We start from the raw sequence: 19,006 nt of genomic DNA, 5'->3' as shown, positions 1-19,006 counted from the left end.
GTAGTCGCTGCGCTTGGTCAGCCAAAAAACGAGTACACACTACTCGTGCTCCGGGGTAGCATCAGCCTGCAATATATCGGGTATGACAACGTATATGATTGAATCAGCGGCCCTGCTCCACCGCTGCCAGTGCTGCGGGGAAGAAACCGATCGTGTGTTCTGCGCCGACTGCGCAGCGCCGGAGAGGCCGGGGCAAACGCCCACGACCAAGCATTGACTTCCGGAGCGGTGGATGAATCGCAGGCATTGCCTGCGATTCATGAAGTGCCGGGATGACCCGTAGCTAAGTATCCTTATAGACTTCTTGTGTCACTGTTCTCAAGGCATAGGGGAAGTACATGGAATACAGCGGAAGTTCGACTGAGAAGGCGATTCCTGCCGGCGAACTGGACCGGCGTCACGTGGGGCATTCTGTGAGCTTTCAGCCCAATGATTTCACTGTCGTATTCGGCACAATTGCGGGCATCGCAAGGACCGAGGCGCTTGTCTACCTGTCCCTCGACGGAGTTGCCGGTGGTACTCATCTGAAGGACGAATACGACCTGCCCATCGACAAGAACGTGTACCTTCAGCTGGACCCGTTGGGCAGCGCGGAAAAGGGTCTTTCGGAGGCAGCCACGTTCTTTAAGGACAAACTCGATGAGGTCACCAAAAACCTCAGGGACCGTGACCAGGGCAAATCCGAGTAGTTCGCACCAAACAAAAGGGGCCAGCCTCAGTCTTTGGAGACTGGGGCTGGCCCGTTTTTATGTGTCGGTATTAGACGCCGTAGTAGAGCTCGAACTCGCCATTGGGTATTGGTGAAGTACGAGGCGCGTTGATCTCCCCTAGAATCCGGGGATTTTAGGCTGGTGCGAGATGAGTGAATATTAGGCTTTGCGGACCTCTTGCGGACTTTCTGCGGACTGAGCTGCTCCTCTCTCGGCCCCTTCCCGGCTGTTGCGTGACCGTGCGAGGGCTTTGCTCCGCTTCGTTCCTACCAATGGGCGTTTGGGTGGTGGGGTGGGGGATGGCTCCTGCTTTCGGTACAGGCGCTGAATGGCTTCGAGGTCTTCGGCGGTGAAACGGAATTCTGACCCGATTTGAAGGTGCGGCCAATGGTCCTGTTTGCGTCTGCGGTAGATGGTCGACCGCGACAGCTTTAATAGTTCCCCGATTTCCTCCAGGGTGTATAACTCACCTGGTTGTTTGTCTTCTATCGTCATCCGCAGAGGGTAGACACGCGGTGTTACGGCAGCAACCTGTGGCGTAAGATGCCCCGAATTCAGGGACATATATACCTGAGCATGCCCCAACATACTTGAATAAGCAGCAGAAAGGGTCCGCAGCCACCACAGCTACGGACCCTATAAAAGCTTCACCAACCACCAAGTTGATCTGCAATTAGATTAACAGAAATGCACACTAGCGCAAGTCAGTCTGCAAAAATGTGCAGCCCTAGTTAGCGTGACGAGCTGTCCGCCGGCGCCAATCCACGGATAGCGTGGTGCGATGGAAACTTCGGCGCGCACTGCTCAACTCAATGACCAGCTCAAAGCTCATAGCCTCTCGTGGGCCGAGGGCATGGACTCACTAGGTTTAAGGCCGCAATTAGATCCTGTATTGGACGAGCTAACTGCCATTATTGGCGATGAAGTGCCGGCGTTGGCTAGCGGCCTGCTGGTCCGCAATGTTGATCATGGGCAGCGATAATTTGACGATTCCGGCAATTTGATCTTCCCCGAGTTGCCCAACGTCTATGACGTCATTGTGGTGACAGATCGCCTCATCATCCTCACTTGGGGCTATCTACGGAAAGGTTCAGCTTCCGCTGAGCGGGAACTGACAACCGTTAGAGCACGCAAGAATATCTCTCAAGTCACGGTCCGAGTCGTTCCCGGGCAAGAACGCTACCCAGGCTGCATAGCCACTCATCATGATGTAGCCCTGAACTTCGTGGATGGGGCCGAATTGAACATCCCGAATGCGGAGGAGGATCTGACACCGGCAGGCGTAGCCGCACTGTCCGCGCTGATTCCCGAGTTCTTTGCGGACATGTCTGCCTGAGCGGTCAAGAACTCCGGGTCTGGCTCCATGTCTTATACGGGCTGCGCACAACCACGCCGGAACGGCCCGTAGCGTTCAGCTCGGCCATCATCTTGTGGAAACCATCACGGTCAAACTTCGCCATGACGCAGACAGTACGCGCAGGGGCGGACATCGTCCGATGGCGTAAGTAGAGAGCAGCGAAAGCGCCCAAATTGTTATGGCAAGGTCACCCAAGAGGTGTAGCCGAGAAATAATCCGGCATGGTTCTTGCCAATTTTTTCTGAGGATGTAGTATCCCCGTAACCGGTGCAGCAGCCCGGTAATGGGGGCAATCATCTGGGGGTAAAAGTCGGCTAAGGTAGCCGCTATTTTTTATTTTCTCTCGGCCCGAACTTAGGGCAATTCACTCGCATCAGACCCGCCCGCCTAACTTTTGCGCGCCCAATTTGGGTCGCTGAAAGGATCTACAATGAGCAACGAACAGCCCCAGTACACTCCACCGCCAGCACCGCAGGGATACCAGCCGGGGCAGCCGTACCAGCAGCCCTACGCCGGTCAACCCTACCCACAGCCGTTCCAGCCGACACAAGCCCCGCAGAAGTCCTTCCTGGTGACATGGATTCTGGCGCTTCTGGTGGGAGTTCTCGGTATTGACCGTTTCTACCTTGGCAAGGTCGGAACCGGTATTGCCAAACTTTTGACCTTCGGCGGCCTCGGCGTTTGGGCGCTCGTGGATCTAATCCTCGTTCTTGCCAACAAGCAGACGGACAGATACCGCCGCCCCTTGGAGGGTTACGACAGGCATAAGGTCGTGGCCTTGATCGTGACAGGCGTATTCATATTGGGCAGCTTCGCCTTGAATGCGACCCGCGCTGCAACAACTCCCGTGGCGCTTCCACCAGCGCCAATTGCCACGAGCGCTGCCTCTGTTGAGCCGGCCCCCTCTGCGCCTTCTGCTGCACCGTCAACGCCGGCTGCGGCTAAACCCACCGAACCACCAGCACCCGCAGCACCGAAGGTAGCGACCCAAACGTTTACCGGTGTCGGCGATGACATCAAGACCGCGGACCTCGCTGGTGAGCCTGCCATCGTCACGTTCACCTGTGAAGCATGCGGCGGAAACACGGTCCTCAAGACCAACGGGCGGGACAGCCTGCTTGTAAACACCATCGGCGCCTACTCCGGCAAGCACGTCGTGGATACGACTTCGACATCGGTCACGTCGGAATTTGAGATCAACGCCAACGGCGCATGGACCTTGACGATTGAAGATGTATCAACGATTCCGGCGTCGAAAGGTCCCGTGAGTGGACAAGGCGACCAAGTCATACGTCTGTCGGAAAAGTCCACGAAAGCAGCCATCGTGTACCAAGGTGAGGGAAACTTCGTTGTTCAGGGTTTTGGCGGCAACTACGGAGAACTGGCGGTTAACGAAATCGGCTCATACAGCGGCACAGTGAAATTAACTGGCCCCGGCTTTGTTCAGGTGACCGCGAAGGGCGACTGGACGATCACCCCCGGTTAGCCCCTCATCAAAGGAGCCAATGATAATGAAACACGTTCTGGCCACAATGGGGGCTGGGCTGCTTGTGACGTCGCTCGCAGCATGCGGGTCGGCGAATACGACTGCTGAATCGAGTCCGTCTCCCACCCCGACGCCAACGCCTACTGCCACTGCAACCACTGCTCAGTTCGCCAGCGTCATTACCGAACGGGAACAAGGTTGGCGGGACTACGAAGAAGACATTGTTGACTGCGCCTTGGCGTCAATCGGCAAGTCGACAATCGATGACATAAAGCGGACTTCCTGCGCCTACACCGTGATGACCGTGACACTGACGGCTAGGCAAGCCGTAACTGAGTTGCGGTTACTGCCCGATCCGCCGGATGAAGTGGCAACGCTTGTTGAACGCACGGTAAAGGCTCTGGATGTTTTGGCCAAGAACCCTGCTCCGACGGTTTGCGAGGTTAAGGAAAGCGAGGTATGTGATGCGGCGATCACGCGTGCGAATGGGGAAATTCGTCCGTTGATCCCCATCTTGGACGCTTGGAAGCCTTATACCCGCTAGTCCGCTGGCGTTTCAGTTGTAGTGCCCTGTCGCCGAAGAATGACAGGGCACTACGGCTTGATAGCGTTCTCCTTTTGCCTGAAGACGATAAGCCGAGCCCGCGTTTCCTGACCATTGAGCAGGTAGCCGAAGAGTTGGCAACCAGTGAGGTCCAGATCCGCTCCATGCCCAAAACGGGGCAGCTCATCCAAGACGCCTACCGGCAAGTCAGCGAACGAATCGCAGCGGGGAACTTAGAAGAGGATGCAGCTAGCTGATAGCTGGCGAGTTGAGAAACGCCTCGTATGCCGAGAAGTCTTTCCAGTAATCTTCACGGTCGATATTTGCGAGTGCATACATGAACTTGTCCGAGTCTTGGAGCGCTGACCGTATCAGGGCATCGTCCACTAATTCCAGAAGCAGGAGGATTCTAAGGGCCCATCGGATTGACACGGACAGTACGTAGTACCGGGAGATCTCTTCTTCGCCAAATTCGTCATCCTCCGGGAGCCCGTGGCTTTGTACGTTCCGAACATCCTTCGTAGCATTGATCCAGCTTTCCAGCGATGGGCCTAGCAACCCTGTCGCTATTCTGTTCACCCGCGGCAGCATTTCAGTCAGCCGCTCAGCGTACGAGAGCTGATCCACGTGGCTCATAGCTTCGTTGTAAGCCCTTTTCGCCACTGAAGCATCGGCGACACCCTCCAACGCAACTACGGCCGCATTAGTTGCCTGGCTTTTGACCTTTTCTAGTTTGTTTCTCGATAGAGGAGGGTTAAATCGATTGGCGTCAGGCACCAGCCTTCGGTGCAAGCCTTCCAGCGCTGTTGCAAGCATCTGTGCGTCTACTTGGAGCACACCTCTGTCTTCGGTAGCCACGAAAGGGATCGGGCCGAGCTTTTTAGCTTTCGATAGCCACACGGCTACAACCTTCAAGTCCAACTTGTTGAGGGGTAGTAATGAACGTGAGGCAACCGGGGGTGCGTCTTGAACGAATTCCCAATCGCACCACCCTTTAGCCTGCATGTGCACTTGAGTCACGCAGACACCCGTTGGTGATCCTGTCCAGAGGTGGAAGAGGGCAGTCAAAAGCGTGGGGAACCGCTGAGTGAGACTGTGCACCGTGTGACGAGACGAGGGCTCCCAAGTCAGTCCGGGCCTGTTGCCTTGTGACCAGGGACTGAGCCGCCCTCCAGCCAGTGTGATCGGTTCGTCGTTTACCCAGTCTCCGCGTGACAGGGAAAACGAGAGTCGGACTGCCTCTCCATGGCTGTTCGGTCCATCGACGTGTACGCCCCAAAGAATGGACTCTGTTTCGTACACCTGGAGCGGCGCAAACCTAGTACCCAGTTCCACGCTCATGCGTGCATCGAGGACAGTGAATGGATTTCCGTCCTCAAGCCCCCACAGCGGGCGGGGCTCGAAGTCTTCTACAACCCCCCGGCGATTGCCGAGGTCAAAGGTCACGTGATCGCTTGTGCGGCGGAGGCTCACCTGTTGCGGTTCCTCGACCCACTTTTCGGGACGCAACCGAAAACACTGGTCCTCTAGGCTCAGAGTTGCCGGGGTAGTCGGCTCTTGACCCGGTGTCCCCAGTAGAACCTGTCGTTGCTGAATCAGCTTGGGCCGTGTCTCTGCATTCATGGTCACGTGTGGATCATACGTGCCGGATGCCTTCCCTCGGTCAGTCGATGGGGCGAGGGATTCGTTGTCTTTTCCGCGCTGCAACTCCAACACATTGTGTCACCGAAGCTTCACAGGCTATTTCCGAAGCCCGGATGTGGATGGGGCAGGGCCGGACATCGCTTGTTAGTGGCGTTGTCCGGCCCTTGCCGCGGAACCGAGGGCAGCCCCGACCAAAGTGGGGGAAACGATGGCCGTTGCGAGGATCCGGTGAACTCAGTAAAGACCAGCCCCATAGGGCCCGCACGCGTAGTCCGTACTCAACTTTCGAGGCAAAAGCTGAGCTGCTACCTGCTCAAGTACCTAGCGAACCTATACAAGTACTTAGATCGACTGGGTTGGCATGTTGCCATGACAAGTGACCCCGTGCATGATCGCTTGTTTGCTGCTGAGAAGAAAGACTCCAAAGACTATCTCGATTCTCTGTTGAAAGAGAATGGTGACAGTCTCGGGATCGACGCAGCGACAGAGCCAGTACCAGTAGATCCCGGGGACGCGGAATTCATCGAAACAACCGATGAACACCACGACGCCCAACTGCAAACGCAGGTGCATGACGCTATCGAATGGGGAGTCAGCCCTGTAGATGAAGTCAACGCGGACGGAAAATAAGTATGGATTCTAACGGGCTTACTAGGATCGTGGTTATGGTGGCTGGTATATGAGCAATGTCGGGGGCCGTTCTTGCGTTTTTTGTGGGTCTGCAGGGCCGTTGAATAAAGCACACGTCGTGGCTAAGTCCTTCCTCCGGGTGCTTCCTGAGTCACCGGGTGGACTGCGGCAAACAAACACCTTTCGGAATCCTGAACGGGGAGACCTCAGGAGTGAAAGCAGAGAGTCCAACAGGGATCCCCGGGAACGCGTCGCCCGGGTGACTTGTCACGAGTGCAATGGACAATGGATGGCTGGCATCGAACAAGGTGCATGCGACCTCGTAGTCAACCTCGCGAATAACGTCAGGGTTGAGCTGAGCGCTTCGGACAAACAAGCAATCACAGCATGGGTTGCCGCCGCCGGCGTCGTTGCAGGCAAGCTCGGTGTTGGGCCTGACTTTGTCTCCGAGGACGCGGCTCACATGCGTACCCAGAATGCCTTACCAGAGGGGTTCAAAGCATGGATAATCTATGGTGACGAGCGTCGGGATGACATCTTCAGCCAACACCGCAGTGGTCTTACGCGTCATGGGGCAAGTTGGCTGGCGTGGTTCTGGATCGGACGCACAATCTTCCTTGTAGCTTCTGAGGGAGCGGCACGCCTCCTCGATGCTCGTTTGGAGGGCATCAGCCTAGTCGTCCAGCAGTTGCATCCTTCAATCGCCGGTCCTTCCAAGTGGCCTCCGCCGGAGGCTTCGTTCACCGGCGGAATCACACCTGCCCACATGCACGCAATAGGATCGCTGTAGTCATGTGGACGTTTCGGCTGCCAACCAAGCACACAAACGAGCGGCGCATTCACGCCATCCGGCGCTTGGGCGCGGCCCTGTTCCCCCAAGCTAGCCGTGCACTTATACCGTCCCGCTTGGGTTGGCTTGCATTCCATCTCTGGCTGCCTCCAGGTGCGCACGAAATGCCAAACTTGCACCGTGCACGTCCGTGTAAAGGGCCTTCAGCTGGTCAAGTACGTATACCCTGGTATCTGCATCGGATAGCGGCCAAGCAGTCGCATATGTTGTAAACCCAGCAACTGCTTTTTTCATGCGATCGAAGGCTTGTTGAGCGGACTCCCCGCGCTGATGGGCGATGTTCGCCTCGCTGAAGAGGCAGAATAGAAGGCTGGGCCAAGGGCTTAACGCAAGCTTTAAGTCCTGGTCTTGAGTTTCCATCATCCATCTGGCTAGGGCGGCTTCCATGTCCACGAGGACCGTCTCACGATTGATGCTCTGCCGATAAGTATGGAGCCCGTGGTGCACAGCCGCGACCATGAGACCTATCGCTGTATTCGTGCGTTCCCGAGATGCTTCAGAACGTTGTTCCGTAAGTTGTGTTTCCGTTGCGCTCTCTTGGGCTTTGAGTGCGCGTGCCGCAATAGCTTGCTGATGCTTGTTGGTAACCTTCACCACCATGATCGCGACCAAGGCGGCCAGGACAGCACTGGTGAGAGCACCGATCATGCCATTCCAGAAGCCAAGCCAAGTGCCGCATGAAATCCAGAGCGCTTCACCACAAGTAAATACATCCACGCACGGATCATATCCGGGCCCGAGGGCAATCGAGACCGAGATCCACCCAGGGCAGTTGGTGAGCCAGAATAATTTTGGTGCGCACGTTGACAGTCTTTGACTGCCAGTAAACTTCAGCGGTGAGAACAATTTGGACGATCGTCATAAGTACCGCTGTTGCCATTGGGTATGTGCTCTGCTACTGGCTACAGGCAATCATTGGTGCGTCTGCCCGACCGGATTCTGCTTTCCTCGCCAAGGACTGGGCGACACTTGCACTCGCCTGTGCTGCCTTTCTCGTGTCTTCGGGAGCTCTTTACTTCAACTGGATCAGGGCTAAGCAGGAGGCGTTCCTCGATATACACGACAAGTTGATTGAGCTCGGAGTACAGGAAGGCCGGCGCCTTCTGTACACCAAAATTAAGGGACCTAACGACCCTGCTCGACTGTCTGAGGAGAGTCCCGAAGAGTTCGACAAGATCAACCGTGCTTTAGCAATGTTTGACGTTCTCGGGCTCTACGTCCGAAGAAGGTACGTCTTCCGGAGTTGGGTGATGAATGAGTGGGGCGCTAACCTGGCTGGGGCGTGGCCCCAAGCCCAGCACTTCATCGCGCACAGGGAGAAGCAGGTAGGCCGCGAGGCTTGGCCGAATTACAAAAGGCTGAGCCTCGAAGCTGTGATCAAGAACCAAAAGCCATTCACCTCAGACAGGGCGAAAGCCCTCTCAACGTGTGATAGGTGTGGGGCCGTCCATTTCTGAGGATGAGGGCTGGCGTTCCCTGGTTCCCTCTGCCCCCTGCGCCCCCAAAGGGGGCATGGCTCAGCGCCCGTTGGTTGCTCGGTTGCAACGTCGATGCTCGGCACCTCGGTATTGGTTGCGGTCGTTGTCGTCGTGGCCGAGGTCGAATGGTTCGGTTGGCTGGATGAGGTCACGGCAGCGCCAGCAGATGAGTGTGCCGGCTTGGTGTTCGGGTATGAATGCTTTGCGGAAGGCTCGGCGTGCGTGGTTGTATCCGCGGGCTTCACGTGAGCCTCGTGCTTTGTCTGCTGCCCGTCGGTGCTTCATGCATTTGCCGTCGCTGGTTATCTCAGGGCATCCACGCACAGAACAGATACGCATGGCGCCTGGCATGGTTCGCTCCTATGCTGCTGATAGCTCCATGCCTCCGATGAGGGCTACTCTGTTGCGGATGCGGTAGACGAAGGGCCAGGATTCGGTGTCGTTGTAGTAGGCGAGGCCGAATCCTTGGTGCCAGTTCTCTACGATGCGGGCGGGTGTTCCGTCTGCACTGATGGCACCTTTCACGCTGGGCACTGCTCCATCTACGCGGCACAAGCATCCAGGGTTAGCTGAGTACGATTCGATGCGTTCACCGCGTGGCCCGATCACGCTGTGGTAGGTGATCTCAGTGCGGTGTGTGTGCCCGGCCCATGTGTTGAGGTGCGGCACTTCGTGAACGTACTGGGCCATGGTTGAGCCTTTGCTGTTGGCTTTCGTTCCATGAATGTTCCTGGTCATGTCGTTATCCCAGTTCGTGGCTGCGGGGTAGGCGTCAACGTATTGGATGTTTAGCTCATCCAGGCGCAGCAGGTAGGGGAGTGACATGACAGGCCATGATTCGGGTAGGCCGGCGCGTTTGAGTCCGAAGGCAGCGAGTGCGTTGGCTTCGATGAAGTTCTGCATGCGCTTGTCGTGGTTGCCTTCGATGATGATTATCTCAGCGGTGGGGCAGGCTTCTCGGAGTTCGGCTAGGAACTCATGACCTGTGTTGAGCGCGGCTTGTGTGGTGTTCGCGAATGCTGCTTCTTGAGCGAACCGGCCTTGTGAGGCTAGGTCAAGGAAGTCCCCAAGGATCTGGATCTTGTCAGGCTGTAGCTCCAACGCCGCTTGGCTGAAGCACTTCATGGCTGCGTCGTCGTGGAACGGGTCTAGAGTTCCGTTGGCGAGCTGCCGGTAACCGATCTGCGTGTCAGCACCTTTGAGGGCTAGCTTCATGGCTCGGATGGGTTTGAGCGGCCGGTTCATGCCAACGACGTGGACGGGCTCGGCACGTTGGATGACGGGCCACGCTGGGTCCATCGTTGCGGTGTCAGTGATGGGGCGGACGTTGTTGAGTTTGTTCCAGGCGCCACCGTTGGGGTTACTTGTCCATCCCCATTGTGAAGGTCACTTTGTCTGGATCTTGCCCGACGCTGCGGATGAAGCTGCGGAAGTCCTCGAACCCCCAGGGACGTTCGCTGAACCGAACGTAGTCCGCGGAACCATCTGGGCGGTGGGCCTCTGACTCACGTGAGGCGCTCGCCGTGAGAGTCTTCTCGGTGGCGCATGGGCAAGTACCCGCCCGATGATTGTTGATGGCTGACTTTGATATGCCGGTGGGTTGCCGGTACGTACGTTGACCCTAAGACGGCGCTCACAACGGTTGAAGAATGGTCTGTTGTATGGCTGAGGGGATATGAGAACAACCGCCCATCAACTGTCCGCCAAGCCAAGACGCATTTGAAGCGGATTAACAATGACTTTGGCAGTCGGGCGTTGAAGAGCGTCCGACCGTCCGAAGTGAAGGTGCGGACAGCGAGGCTAAGCGATGAGGGGCTAGCTGACTCGACCGTCTACGCGCTGCATTCACGATTGGGGCAGCTATTCGCGGACGCGGTGCATGATGGGCTTCTTCCGAAGTCCCCGGTTAGCAGACGTACCGCTCCGAAGGCTGGTAAGCAGCGAGCGTATGTTGCCACCACAGAACAGGTGTGGGCGCTCCATGACGCCATGCCAGCAGGTCTACAGCCCGCCATCCTCTTAGCAGCCTTCGCTGGCTTGCGCATAGGCGAAGCGGTCGCGCTGCGGGTCTCGGATGTGGATTTCATGCGAGGCATCATCACCCCAGCCATCCAGTATCCAGGCGTCGAACTTAAGACTGAGGAATCGAAGAACCCGATCCCCATCCCGCAAAACATGTGCCTTGAGCTGTCAGCGAATCATGCGCGGTGGGGGAGCGAAACGTTGGTGACGAACGGATGGGGCCGCGCCATGTCGCCGCATCGCTTAGAGCACTAGTTCCGCGAGGCTCGAAATGCGGTCAAGGGGCTTCCGGAAGGGTTCCGCTTCCATGACCTCAGGCACTACTTTGCATCGCTTCTTATCGCTCAAGGGCTTAATGTGAAGGTTGTTCAGAAAAGCCTTAGGCATTCGTCAGCGAAAACAACGTTGGACACCTACGGGCAGATGTGGCCTGACAAGGAAGACACGGCACGGGCTGCTGTTGCTGACGTCCTTGCGGAACGGCTCAGTTCGCGGGCGGAGAAGCACGCGTAAGCGCCTAGTTATTAACGACGAAAAGGCCGGCCCCAGGTTTCACCACCTGAGGGCCGGCCTTTCTGTGTCTTGATTCTTGTGGACTGTCTGCGGACTATGCCCGCTTCTGCCGCGTGATCTAGCTAGACGCCGTAGTAGAGCTCGAACTCGTAGGGGTTCGGGCGCAGCGACAGCGGACGGATCTCATTCTCGTACTTGTAGTCGATCCAAGTGTCGATGAGGTCCTGGGTGAAGACGCCGCCGGCCTGCAGGAACTCGTTGTCCTCGCGCAGGGCCTCAAGAGCCTCTTCCAGGGAGCCCGGAGCCTTGGGGATGTCCTTGGCTTCCTCGGCCGGGAGCTCGTAGAGGTCCTTGTCGATGGGAGCCGGGGGCTCAATGCGGTTGCGGATGCCGTCGATGCCGGCCATCAGCTGGGCAGCGAACGCCAGGTACGGGTTGGACGAGGGGTCCGGAGCGCGGAACTCGATGCGCTTGGCCTTCGGGTTGGTGCCCGTGATCGGGATACGGATACCGGCGGAGCGGTTGCCCTGCGAGTAAACCATGTTCACCGGAGCTTCGAAGCCCTTGACCAGACGGCGGTAGGAGTTGACCGTCGGGTTGGTGAAGGCCAGGACTGCAGAAGAGTGCTTCAGCAGGCCGCCGATGTACCAGCGAGCGGTGTCGGAGAGGCCAGCGTAGCCCTTCTCGTCATAGAACAGGGGGTCGCCGTTGCTCCACAGCGACTGGTGGCAGTGCATGCCCGAGCCGTTGTCACCGAAGACAGGCTTCGGCATGAACGTGACGGACTTGCCCCAGGCATCTGCGGTGTTCTTGATGATGTACTTGAACTTCTGCAGGTCATCAGCAGCCGCGGTCAACGTGGTGAACTTGTAGTTGATCTCAGCCTGGCCGGCGGATCCAACTTCGTGGTGGGAACGCTCGACCTCAAGGCCGGCCTTGTCCAGTTCGATGCACATGGCATCGCGCAGGTCGGCCTGCTTGTCGGTGGGGGAGACCGGGAAGTAACCGCCCTTGACGGGGGTCTTGTAACCGAGGTTTCCGCCCTCTTCCTTGCGGCCGGTGTTCCAGTGTGCTTCCTCAGAGTCGATCTTATAGAAGCTGCCCTGCGGGGAGGACTCGTACTGGACGTTGTCGAAGACGAAGAACTCGGCTTCGGGAGCGAAGAATGCGGTATCTGCAATACCGGTGGATGCCAGGTACGCTTCAGCCTTCTCTGCCACGCCGCGGGGGTCGCGGTGGTAGGGGTCACCCGTGCGGGGGTTCACGATGGAGAAGTTCAGCGCGAGCGTCTTCTCGATTCGGAACGTGTCGATGAAGGCCGAGGTCACATCCGGGATGAGCTGCATGTCGGACTCGGCGATGCCCTGGAAGCCGCGGATGGAAGATCCGTCGAAGAGCTGGCCGTGGACGAAGAAATCGAGGTCGACACTCTTGGCCGGCACGTTGAAGTGCTGCTGGACACCAGGGAGGTCGGTGAAGCGGATATCGACGAATTTGACGTCTTCGTCTTTGATGAACTTGAGGACTTCGTCCGCAGTCTTGAACATCTATGCTCCTTATGCATATCAAGTAACAGGCCCGGAAGGCCGCGTGGTGCAGCCCATTCCAAGGGTCCGGAGACACAAAAAGTTCCCCGTGCCATGGTGGCTGGCAACTCATACCACCATAGGGAGATGGGATTTCCCGGGGGTGTCAGTATTGTTTCCGGCAGGTTACAGAATCATCTGTCGTGTAAACGGTAGTCGGCTTCCCGGTGTCCGGTCCATGTCGGTCCGCTGGGCGAACACCTGGGCGAAGATCCGGGCGCCAAGCGGCCAGAATCGATCCACCAGCGGTCGGTCACCGGTCACGCCAGCCGTTAGGCTTGGAGGGTGGTAGATCGTAAAGACATTGGCTCTTGGCTGAGCGGCCCGGACACTTCCGGAATCTCCAAATATCCTGGCGAACGGCTCGGGTTGCCCGAGTCCGGTCCCGGCTCCATGGCACGCGCCGGAAGGCGCATCCTGGGCATCATGGTGGACTGGACGATCGCCTTGGTGATCAGCAACTTTGCCTTCGGTGGCAATGCATGGGCAACGTTGGCCATTTTTGCCGCGGAACAGATCCTGCTGATCGGAACGTTGGGTTACAGCATCGGTCACAGGATCGCCGGAATCCACGTGGTTCGACTGGGCGGCGGCCCCGCGGGTCCCTTGGCTGCCGTGGTGCGGACCCTCCTTCTGTGCCTGGTCATCCCTGCCGTCGTCTTCGATCCCGACCAGCGCGGCCTGCACGACAAGGCGATGAACACCATCCTCATCAGGATGTAGTAACCCTTCACACTGGGAACTTTCCTCCCTTCGCGCAATAAACGAAAAACCGCCCCTGTCTCCAACAAACGACAGGGGCGGTTTTCTGTTTCGGGATCAGCGTCCGCGTGCGGCCTTGCGGTCCGGGCGGGCCTTGTAAGGATCGATGCCCTTGGGGATCGGCAGACGGTTTCCAAGGGAGTTGATGCGCTTTGAGACTGCATTGACCTCCACCTTGGTAAGTTCGTTCTTCAGCTTGCCCATGGTCTTTGCCAACTTGTTCAGGGGCACCTGGCCCTCGCCGCGACCGGATTCCAGAACATGGATGGTTACGTTGGGCAGGATGCGCGCAAGGCGCTTGCGCTCAGCGTCCACCAAAGGCTTGACCCGGTGCGTAGGACCTTCACTGACCAAGACGACGCCCGGGCGGCCAATGGCCATGAACACAGCATCCTGGGTGCGGGGGTTGACGGCGACAGGCTGGTCCTGGGTTACCCAACCGCGGCGCAGCGTACCAAGAGCTGCGCCGGAAGCGCCGGGCTGGTTCTCAATTTGCGCGAAGGCGGCCTTCTCAGCTCTACGGGAAAGAATAAAGACGGCGGCGAGCAGGCCCAGCGGGATACCAATGATCAGGCCCGTAACCCAGTTCTCCAGCAAATAGCCGACAAGGAAGGCCACGGCAACCACTGCAAGGAATGCCAGCACCATGATCCAGACAACCTGCGGATCATTCCGCCGGGTCATCTTGAAGACTTCAGCGATCTGCTTCAGCTGGCTCGGCTTCTTGGCCTTGGCTTCCTTGGGCTTGCGCTGGAACAGCCCACGCTTGGGTGCGTCGGCCGAGGGTGTCGAATTGCTGGAATCAGAGGAGTTCGCCATAGTGCCTTAATTCTACGTGATGTACGCAGAAGGACCGGACGCCGTTACGCAGATGGCATCCGGTCCTTCAGTACTAATTGGTTGTGCTTCTTGGTGATGCTGTGCGGGGTGTTTAGCCGTGGGCGGCGAGGATGGTGGAGGCTTCCTGGCGGGTGGTGCCGGAGTCCTGGATACCCTCGGCGATGTGGGCGAGTTCGGCGGGGATGTCCCGGCCCTTCTTCCGCATCGCGGTGGCCCACAAACGCCCGGCCCGGTACGAGGAGCGCACCAACGGCCCGGACATCACACCCAGGAACCCGATCTCCTGGGCTTCTTCCTGGAGGTCCACGAACTCCTGGGGCTTGACCCACCGGTCCACGGGCAAGTGCCGCTCGGACGGGCGCAGGTACTGGGTGATCGTGATCAGGTCGCACCCGGCAGCGTGCAGGTCCCGCAGCGCTTCGGAGATTTCCTCGCGGGTCTCTCCCATGCCCAGGATCAGGTTGGACTTGGTCACCATGCCCAGGTCCCGGCCCTGCGTGATCACATCCAAGGATCGCTCGTACCGGAACGCCGGACGGATCCGCTTGAAAATCCTCGGCACGGTCTCGACGTTGTGCGCGAACACCTCGGGCCTGGAATCGCAGATCGCCGCGATGTGCTCGGGCTTGCCGGAGAAGTCCGGGATCAGCAGCTCCACCCCGGTGCCCGGGTTCAGTTCGTGGATCTTCCGGACCGTTTCGGCGTACAACCAGACACCCTCATCGGCCAGGTCATCGCGGGCCACCCCGGTCACCGTCGCGTAGCGCAACTGCATGGCCTGCACGGAGCGGGCCACCTTGGTGGGTTCGAACATGTCCACCGGGGAGGGCTTGCCGGTATCGATCTGGCAGAAATCACAGCGCCGGGTGCACTCGGACCCGCCGATCAGGAACGTCGCTTCCTTGTCTTCCCAGCACTCAAAAATGTTCGGGCAACCGGCCTCTTCACACACAGTGTGCAGGCCTTCCTTCTTCACCAGGTTCTTGAGCTGGACGAACTCCGGCCCCATCTGGACCTTGGCCTTGATCCACTCAGGCTTACGTTCAACCGGGACCGCCGAGTTACGCTGCTCAACGCGCAGCAACTTACGGCCTTCAGGTGCCAAGGTCACTGGAGTGCTCCTTCGGGTGTGGAAACGAGTGCTTCTTCGTGCTTGCTGAATTCTTCAACGAAGCGGTCGACGATGTCGGCGGGGTTGATGGTCCGGCCGGTTTCCAGCGACATGGTGGTGACGCTGGCGTCGGTGATGCCACAGGCGATGATCTGCGCATAGGGTGCGAGGTCATTGCTGCAGTTGATGGCCACGCCGTGCATGGTGACGCCGTCCAGGACACGAATGCCGATGGCGGCAATCTTGCGGTCGGGTCCTTTGTCATCGGCAAGGATCCAGACTCCGGCCCGGCCCTTCACGGTGACGGCCTTGATGCCGTAGTCCTGCATGACGGCGATCATGATCGCCTCAAGCCGTTCCACGTAGTCGCGGATACCGGCACGGTTCTTGAGTTTGAGGATCGGATAGGCGATGAGCTGGCCTGGGCCATGCCACGTCAGTTTCCCGCCGCGGTCCACGGGAACAACGGGAGTGCCGTCAAAGGGTCGCTCGTGGTCCTCGGTGAGTTTGCCGGCCGTGTAGACGGCGGCGTGCTCAAGGATCAAGACGGTGCTGTTTTTCTCGCCCGCAACAACTTTGTTGTGGATTTCGCGCTGCAGGTCCCAGCCCTGCATGTAATCTACGAAATCCGGGGCAAGACCCAGTTGTGAAAACTCAAGAGTCATGGGTTCAAGCTTAGACCCAGCAGGAGACTGGCCATGGTTTTGTGGTGAAGCTCTCAGTCGCATCCCGGCCCGTCGAAGCAGGGAGCGGTCACGACACCGCCTGTGGATAACTTCTGCGGAAAATCCGGTAGTCGGGTACACCTTGTTTATGGAAACTCTGGACACTCCCGCAGCCGTGGCTCCCCACATTCCGGGCTACGTGATATCCCGCCCACTGGGTCACGGCAGTAGTTCTACCGTTTGGCTTGCCACGAGGGGTAAGGACGGCGCCCGGTTCGCGGTCAAATGTGCCAAAGCCGGTGCCGCTGGTGGACCGGCAAAGTCACAGGCCGATGTTCTTGAGGGCGCCACCCGTGAGATGAGGCTCCTCCATGGGCTCAAGCACAAGCACCTCATACATGTTCACGAAATCCTCCACTTGGGCGGCGCGGCCGACGGAACACTGGGGATCGTCATGGACTACGCGGCGGGAGGCTCACTCACCAACCTGATGACCGCGAGGGGGAAGCTCACTATCGGAGAAGCCGTCACTGTCTTGACTCCCATTGCCCAAGCCTTGGATTATCTGCACGTCAACGGCACGGAACACGGAGATGTGTCACCCGGAAACGTCTTGTTTACAGCCGTTGGGATGCCATTGCTGGCGGACTTTGGCGTCGCCGCCAAAGTAGGCGACAAACCACACCTGGGCGTCGGAACGCCGGGATTCATGGAACCAGTTTTTGAATCGTCGGTGAACGGCGACATTTCCCGGGACACCCTCCAACCTGAGCGGGACGTCTATGCGCTCGGAGCGGTCGGCTGGTACTGCCTGACCGGGACCACTCCGGAGCAGGAACAGGATCGTCCGCCCTTGTCACTGCTGGTTCCGGAGGTGCCCAAAGCCCTGGCCGCAGCCTTGGAAGCCGCTCTAAGCGCGGATCCCCGGAAGCGTCCGTCGGCCAGGGAGCTGGGTACAGCGATTTTCAGGAGTGCTGCTCCCGAGGCCATGGATTTATCCGGTGCCGTGCATTCCTCCGTTATTCCTGAATTGCTGACGCGGCGCGAAATATTGGGACGTCCTCCCCGCCGCGCAACCCGTTCCTTAGGCCGGACAATCCGTTGGTTGAAGATCAGGTCGAGATCGCTGCCGTTCCTGCGCGGGCGGGCGCTGCCAACAACAGAACCTGGCCATCGGAAGAACCGCAGGCAAGGCAATCGGCTTGGCCGCCGCTTAGTTCTTTCTGCAGTGATGGGCGCGCTGATTGGCGGTGCATCATGGGTTCTCTGGCAGCAGAACAGCACGACGACGGCGATGGTGCAGCAAGCGGCAATGGAAAGCGGCGTTGCCGACCCCGATGAGGTGACGGAACTCCCGCGCGGCATGGATCAAGCTGACGTGCGGGATCTGCCTGCCGCACTTGCCGCAGGGCTGAGATCAGAGGATCCCTTAGTAGCCGTGTCCGCACTGTCAGCCGTGCGTGACATCGCCTTGGGAGAACGGCGCCTCGGCCTTTTGGATGTGGTTAACGTCCCTGGTTCGCAGGCCGAAGCTACCGACAAACAGGTGAAAGATTACCTGCGGGACTCTGCATCAGCGTTTGTTGGATTCCATACCGCGTTGACAGACCTGACCCTGGTAGGACCCCCTCAGCCAGATCATGTGGTGGTGGAGGTTACGGCCACCACGTCCGGCTATGAGGAACGGCTTGTATCGGGGGCAGTTGTCAGGTCCGGGGGTGCCGGGACACCGCAGAAGCTTCGACTGGACCTGGTTCGTTCGGATGGGCTCTGGCGGATTTCCGGAATTTTCGACGCCGGTCCGGCCCGGTGACGGCCACTGAAGGCCGAGCACAAGTTCAGCGGGCCTTTTCCTGGCGCAGCCATGACATGGCATCAGGAAGGGATGGGTGCAGCCATTTGAAGCCGGCCTCCTGCAACCGCTCGGGCACCATCCGCTGGTTGGCCATCACGAGTTCATCTGCCAGACCACCCAGGACCAGCCGCAGGGCGGGCCGGGGTACACGGAAGAAGGCCGGTCTGTTGAATGCCTTGGCGAGGCCCGCAACGATCGTGTTCACATCCGCGCTCTCCGGGGCGCAGACATTCACGGGACCGTCAATTTGTGCTGTAGCGAGGTACGCGAGGGCCCTGGCTTCGTCGGCCAACGTGATCCATGGCCAATACTGACGACCGTTCCCAAAAGGGCCACCCAGACCGAGCTTCAACAAGGGGAGCAGTGGACCGAGCGCGCCACCGGAGGTGCTGAGCACCACACCTGTCCGGGGCGTCACCACCCGAACCCCGGCCGGAGCAGTCTGTGCCATGCGCTCCCACTCAACGGACAGTCGGCCTAACACGCCGTCGCCGGGACCTGAATCCTCCCTCAGCGCCCCATCGCGTGAAGCGCCGTAGTAGCCGGAAGCGGATTGGCTGATGAATGTGGCGGGCGGTTTGCCGAGTCGTCGCATGGCAGCCGTCAGGGTTTGAGTGGTCCCGAGACGGGATTCCGTGAGGACCTGGATCCGGCGTTTTGTCCATGGACGGTCGCCTATGCCTGCGCCTGAGAGGTTGACCACGGCGTCGGCACCGTCCAGGACAGCCTCGTCCAGCTCGCCCTTGGCTGGGTCCCACGTCCATTCAAGCGCCGACCTGGCTGGGCGCCGCACCAGCCGGATGACCTCATTACCGTCGGTAACCAGCTGCTCGGACAAGGCCGTCCCGATCATTCCCGAAGCTCCGGACATCACGATTCTCATGACCCATCTCACCATGGCGAACGCTTGTGGTGGAAACGACAGAGGATGCCGCAATTGAAGGGTACCTCTT

The 19,006-nt window shown here is 58.8% G+C and carries 21 protein-coding genes and 1 pseudogene; 13 read left to right on the top strand and 9 right to left on the bottom strand.

Annotated elements, in window-relative coordinates; translation table 11 throughout:
• The first annotated feature begins 338 nt into the window (after nt 1–338).
• Complete coding sequence (locus ACIQTW_RS13190; RefSeq protein ID WP_402937395.1) at nt 339–689, top strand: hypothetical protein; 351 nt, start codon at nt 339–341, stop codon at nt 687–689.
• Between the two features lie 180 nt (nt 690–869).
• Here ACIQTW_RS13190 and ACIQTW_RS13185 read toward each other — a convergent pair whose 3' ends face one another.
• Nucleotides 870–1,205: a helix-turn-helix domain-containing protein gene (locus ACIQTW_RS13185; RefSeq protein WP_402937393.1), complete on the bottom strand. Its 336-nt coding sequence runs from the start codon at nt 1,203–1,205 to the stop codon at nt 870–872.
• 505 nt (nt 1,206–1,710) lie between these two features.
• Between ACIQTW_RS13185 and ACIQTW_RS13180 the strand changes: the two genes are divergently transcribed.
• From ACIQTW_RS13180 to ACIQTW_RS13165, 4 genes are all read left to right on the top strand, one after another.
• Nucleotides 1,711–2,046: a hypothetical protein gene (locus ACIQTW_RS13180; protein ID WP_402937391.1), complete on the top strand. Its 336-nt coding sequence runs from the start codon at nt 1,711–1,713 to the stop codon at nt 2,044–2,046.
• Between the two features lie 451 nt (nt 2,047–2,497).
• Nucleotides 2,498–3,553, top strand: coding sequence for an NINE protein (locus tag ACIQTW_RS13175; RefSeq protein ID WP_402937390.1), 1,056 nt, complete (start codon nt 2,498–2,500; stop codon nt 3,551–3,553).
• 25 nt (nt 3,554–3,578) lie between these two features.
• The gene (locus ACIQTW_RS13170; protein WP_402937388.1) at nt 3,579–4,097 is read left to right on the top strand and encodes a hypothetical protein; all 519 of its coding nucleotides are present in this window, start codon (nt 3,579–3,581) and stop codon (nt 4,095–4,097) included.
• Nucleotides 4,098–4,171: 74 nt separating this feature from the next.
• Nucleotides 4,172–4,354, top strand: a complete 183-nt coding sequence (locus ACIQTW_RS13165; protein ID WP_402937386.1) for a hypothetical protein — start codon at nt 4,172–4,174, stop codon at nt 4,352–4,354.
• Here the strand turns inward: ACIQTW_RS13165 and ACIQTW_RS13160 are convergent.
• The gene (locus tag ACIQTW_RS13160) at nt 4,347–5,720 is read right to left on the bottom strand and encodes a HEPN domain-containing protein (RefSeq protein WP_402937587.1); all 1,374 of its coding nucleotides are present in this window, start codon (nt 5,718–5,720) and stop codon (nt 4,347–4,349) included. The genes ACIQTW_RS13165 and ACIQTW_RS13160 overlap by 8 nt on opposite strands.
• A gap of 390 nt (nt 5,721–6,110) precedes the next feature.
• On the opposite strand from ACIQTW_RS13160, the gene ACIQTW_RS13155 reads away from it, so the two are divergent.
• The gene (locus tag ACIQTW_RS13155) at nt 6,111–6,371 is read left to right on the top strand and encodes a hypothetical protein (protein WP_402937384.1); all 261 of its coding nucleotides are present in this window, start codon (nt 6,111–6,113) and stop codon (nt 6,369–6,371) included.
• 289 nt (nt 6,372–6,660) lie between these two features.
• Nucleotides 6,661–7,161 (top strand): hypothetical protein, encoded by a 501-nt coding sequence (locus tag ACIQTW_RS13150; protein ID WP_402937382.1) that lies wholly within the window; start codon nt 6,661–6,663, stop codon nt 7,159–7,161.
• 102 nt (nt 7,162–7,263) lie between these two features.
• Here the strand turns inward: ACIQTW_RS13150 and ACIQTW_RS13145 are convergent, their stop codons facing one another.
• Nucleotides 7,264–7,938 carry a hypothetical protein gene (locus ACIQTW_RS13145; protein WP_402937381.1) on the bottom strand — a complete coding sequence of 225 codons (675 nt, stop codon included), beginning with the start codon at nt 7,936–7,938 and terminating at the stop codon, nt 7,264–7,266.
• A gap of 119 nt (nt 7,939–8,057) precedes the next feature.
• On the opposite strand from ACIQTW_RS13145, the gene ACIQTW_RS13140 reads away from it, so the two are divergent.
• Nucleotides 8,058–8,678 carry a hypothetical protein gene (locus ACIQTW_RS13140; protein WP_402937380.1) on the top strand — a complete coding sequence of 207 codons (621 nt, stop codon included), beginning with the start codon at nt 8,058–8,060 and terminating at the stop codon, nt 8,676–8,678.
• Between the two features lie 93 nt (nt 8,679–8,771).
• Nucleotides 8,772–8,948, top strand: coding sequence for a hypothetical protein (locus ACIQTW_RS13135; RefSeq protein WP_402937378.1), 177 nt, complete (start codon nt 8,772–8,774; stop codon nt 8,946–8,948).
• A 111-nt stretch (nt 8,949–9,059) separates the two neighbouring features.
• Here the strand turns inward: ACIQTW_RS13135 and ACIQTW_RS13130 are convergent, their stop codons facing one another.
• The gene (locus ACIQTW_RS13130) at nt 9,060–9,998 is read right to left on the bottom strand and encodes a hypothetical protein (protein ID WP_402937376.1); all 939 of its coding nucleotides are present in this window, start codon (nt 9,996–9,998) and stop codon (nt 9,060–9,062) included.
• A 690-nt stretch (nt 9,999–10,688) separates the two neighbouring features.
• Between ACIQTW_RS13130 and ACIQTW_RS13125 the strand changes: the two genes are divergently transcribed.
• Nucleotides 10,689–10,976, top strand: a complete 288-nt coding sequence (locus ACIQTW_RS13125) for a hypothetical protein (protein ID WP_402937374.1) — start codon at nt 10,689–10,691, stop codon at nt 10,974–10,976.
• 36 nt (nt 10,977–11,012) lie between these two features.
• A pseudogene (locus tag ACIQTW_RS13120) lies at nt 11,013–11,234 on the top strand (tyrosine-type recombinase/integrase); the annotation flags it as partial.
• 122 nt (nt 11,235–11,356) lie between these two features.
• Here ACIQTW_RS13120 and glnA read toward each other — a convergent pair.
• Nucleotides 11,357–12,781, bottom strand: a complete 1,425-nt coding sequence (gene glnA, locus ACIQTW_RS13115; protein ID WP_091466683.1) for a type I glutamate--ammonia ligase — start codon at nt 12,779–12,781, stop codon at nt 11,357–11,359.
• Nucleotides 12,782–13,105: 324 nt separating this feature from the next.
• Between glnA and ACIQTW_RS13110 the strand changes: the two genes are divergently transcribed.
• Nucleotides 13,106–13,543, top strand: coding sequence for an RDD family protein (locus tag ACIQTW_RS13110; RefSeq protein ID WP_402937371.1), 438 nt, complete (start codon nt 13,106–13,108; stop codon nt 13,541–13,543).
• A 96-nt stretch (nt 13,544–13,639) separates the two neighbouring features.
• On the opposite strand, the gene ACIQTW_RS13105 is transcribed toward ACIQTW_RS13110, so the two are convergent.
• The 3 genes from ACIQTW_RS13105 to lipB all read right to left on the bottom strand — a co-directional run bounded on the left by ACIQTW_RS13105 (nt 13,640) and on the right by lipB (nt 16,198).
• Nucleotides 13,640–14,401 carry a DUF4191 domain-containing protein gene (locus ACIQTW_RS13105; protein ID WP_402937370.1) on the bottom strand — a complete coding sequence of 254 codons (762 nt, stop codon included), beginning with the start codon at nt 14,399–14,401 and terminating at the stop codon, nt 13,640–13,642.
• A gap of 112 nt (nt 14,402–14,513) precedes the next feature.
• Nucleotides 14,514–15,533: a lipoyl synthase gene (gene lipA, locus ACIQTW_RS13100; RefSeq protein ID WP_402937368.1), complete on the bottom strand. Its 1,020-nt coding sequence runs from the start codon at nt 15,531–15,533 to the stop codon at nt 14,514–14,516.
• Entirely contained in the window at nt 15,530–16,198 is a 669-nt protein-coding gene (lipB, locus tag ACIQTW_RS13095) for a lipoyl(octanoyl) transferase LipB (RefSeq protein ID WP_026005827.1), read from the bottom strand. The genes lipA and lipB overlap by 4 nt, the downstream gene beginning before the upstream one ends.
• Before the next feature lie 148 nt (nt 16,199–16,346).
• Here lipB and ACIQTW_RS13090 point away from each other — a divergent pair, with 148 nt between their 5' ends.
• Complete coding sequence (locus ACIQTW_RS13090; RefSeq protein WP_402937365.1) at nt 16,347–18,011, top strand: serine/threonine protein kinase; 1,665 nt, start codon at nt 16,347–16,349, stop codon at nt 18,009–18,011.
• A gap of 25 nt (nt 18,012–18,036) precedes the next feature.
• Here the strand turns inward: ACIQTW_RS13090 and ACIQTW_RS13085 are convergent, their stop codons facing one another.
• The gene (locus ACIQTW_RS13085) at nt 18,037–18,936 is read right to left on the bottom strand and encodes a TIGR01777 family oxidoreductase (RefSeq protein ID WP_402937364.1); all 900 of its coding nucleotides are present in this window, start codon (nt 18,934–18,936) and stop codon (nt 18,037–18,039) included.
• Between the last annotated feature and the right edge of the window lie 70 nt (nt 18,937–19,006).

The organism is Paenarthrobacter sp. NPDC090517, assembly GCF_044769165.1.
Lineage (GTDB): Bacteria > Actinomycetota > Actinomycetes > Actinomycetales > Micrococcaceae > Arthrobacter.
Note: the sequence above shows the minus strand (reverse complement) of the source record. Positions and strands in the feature narration are given on the sequence as shown.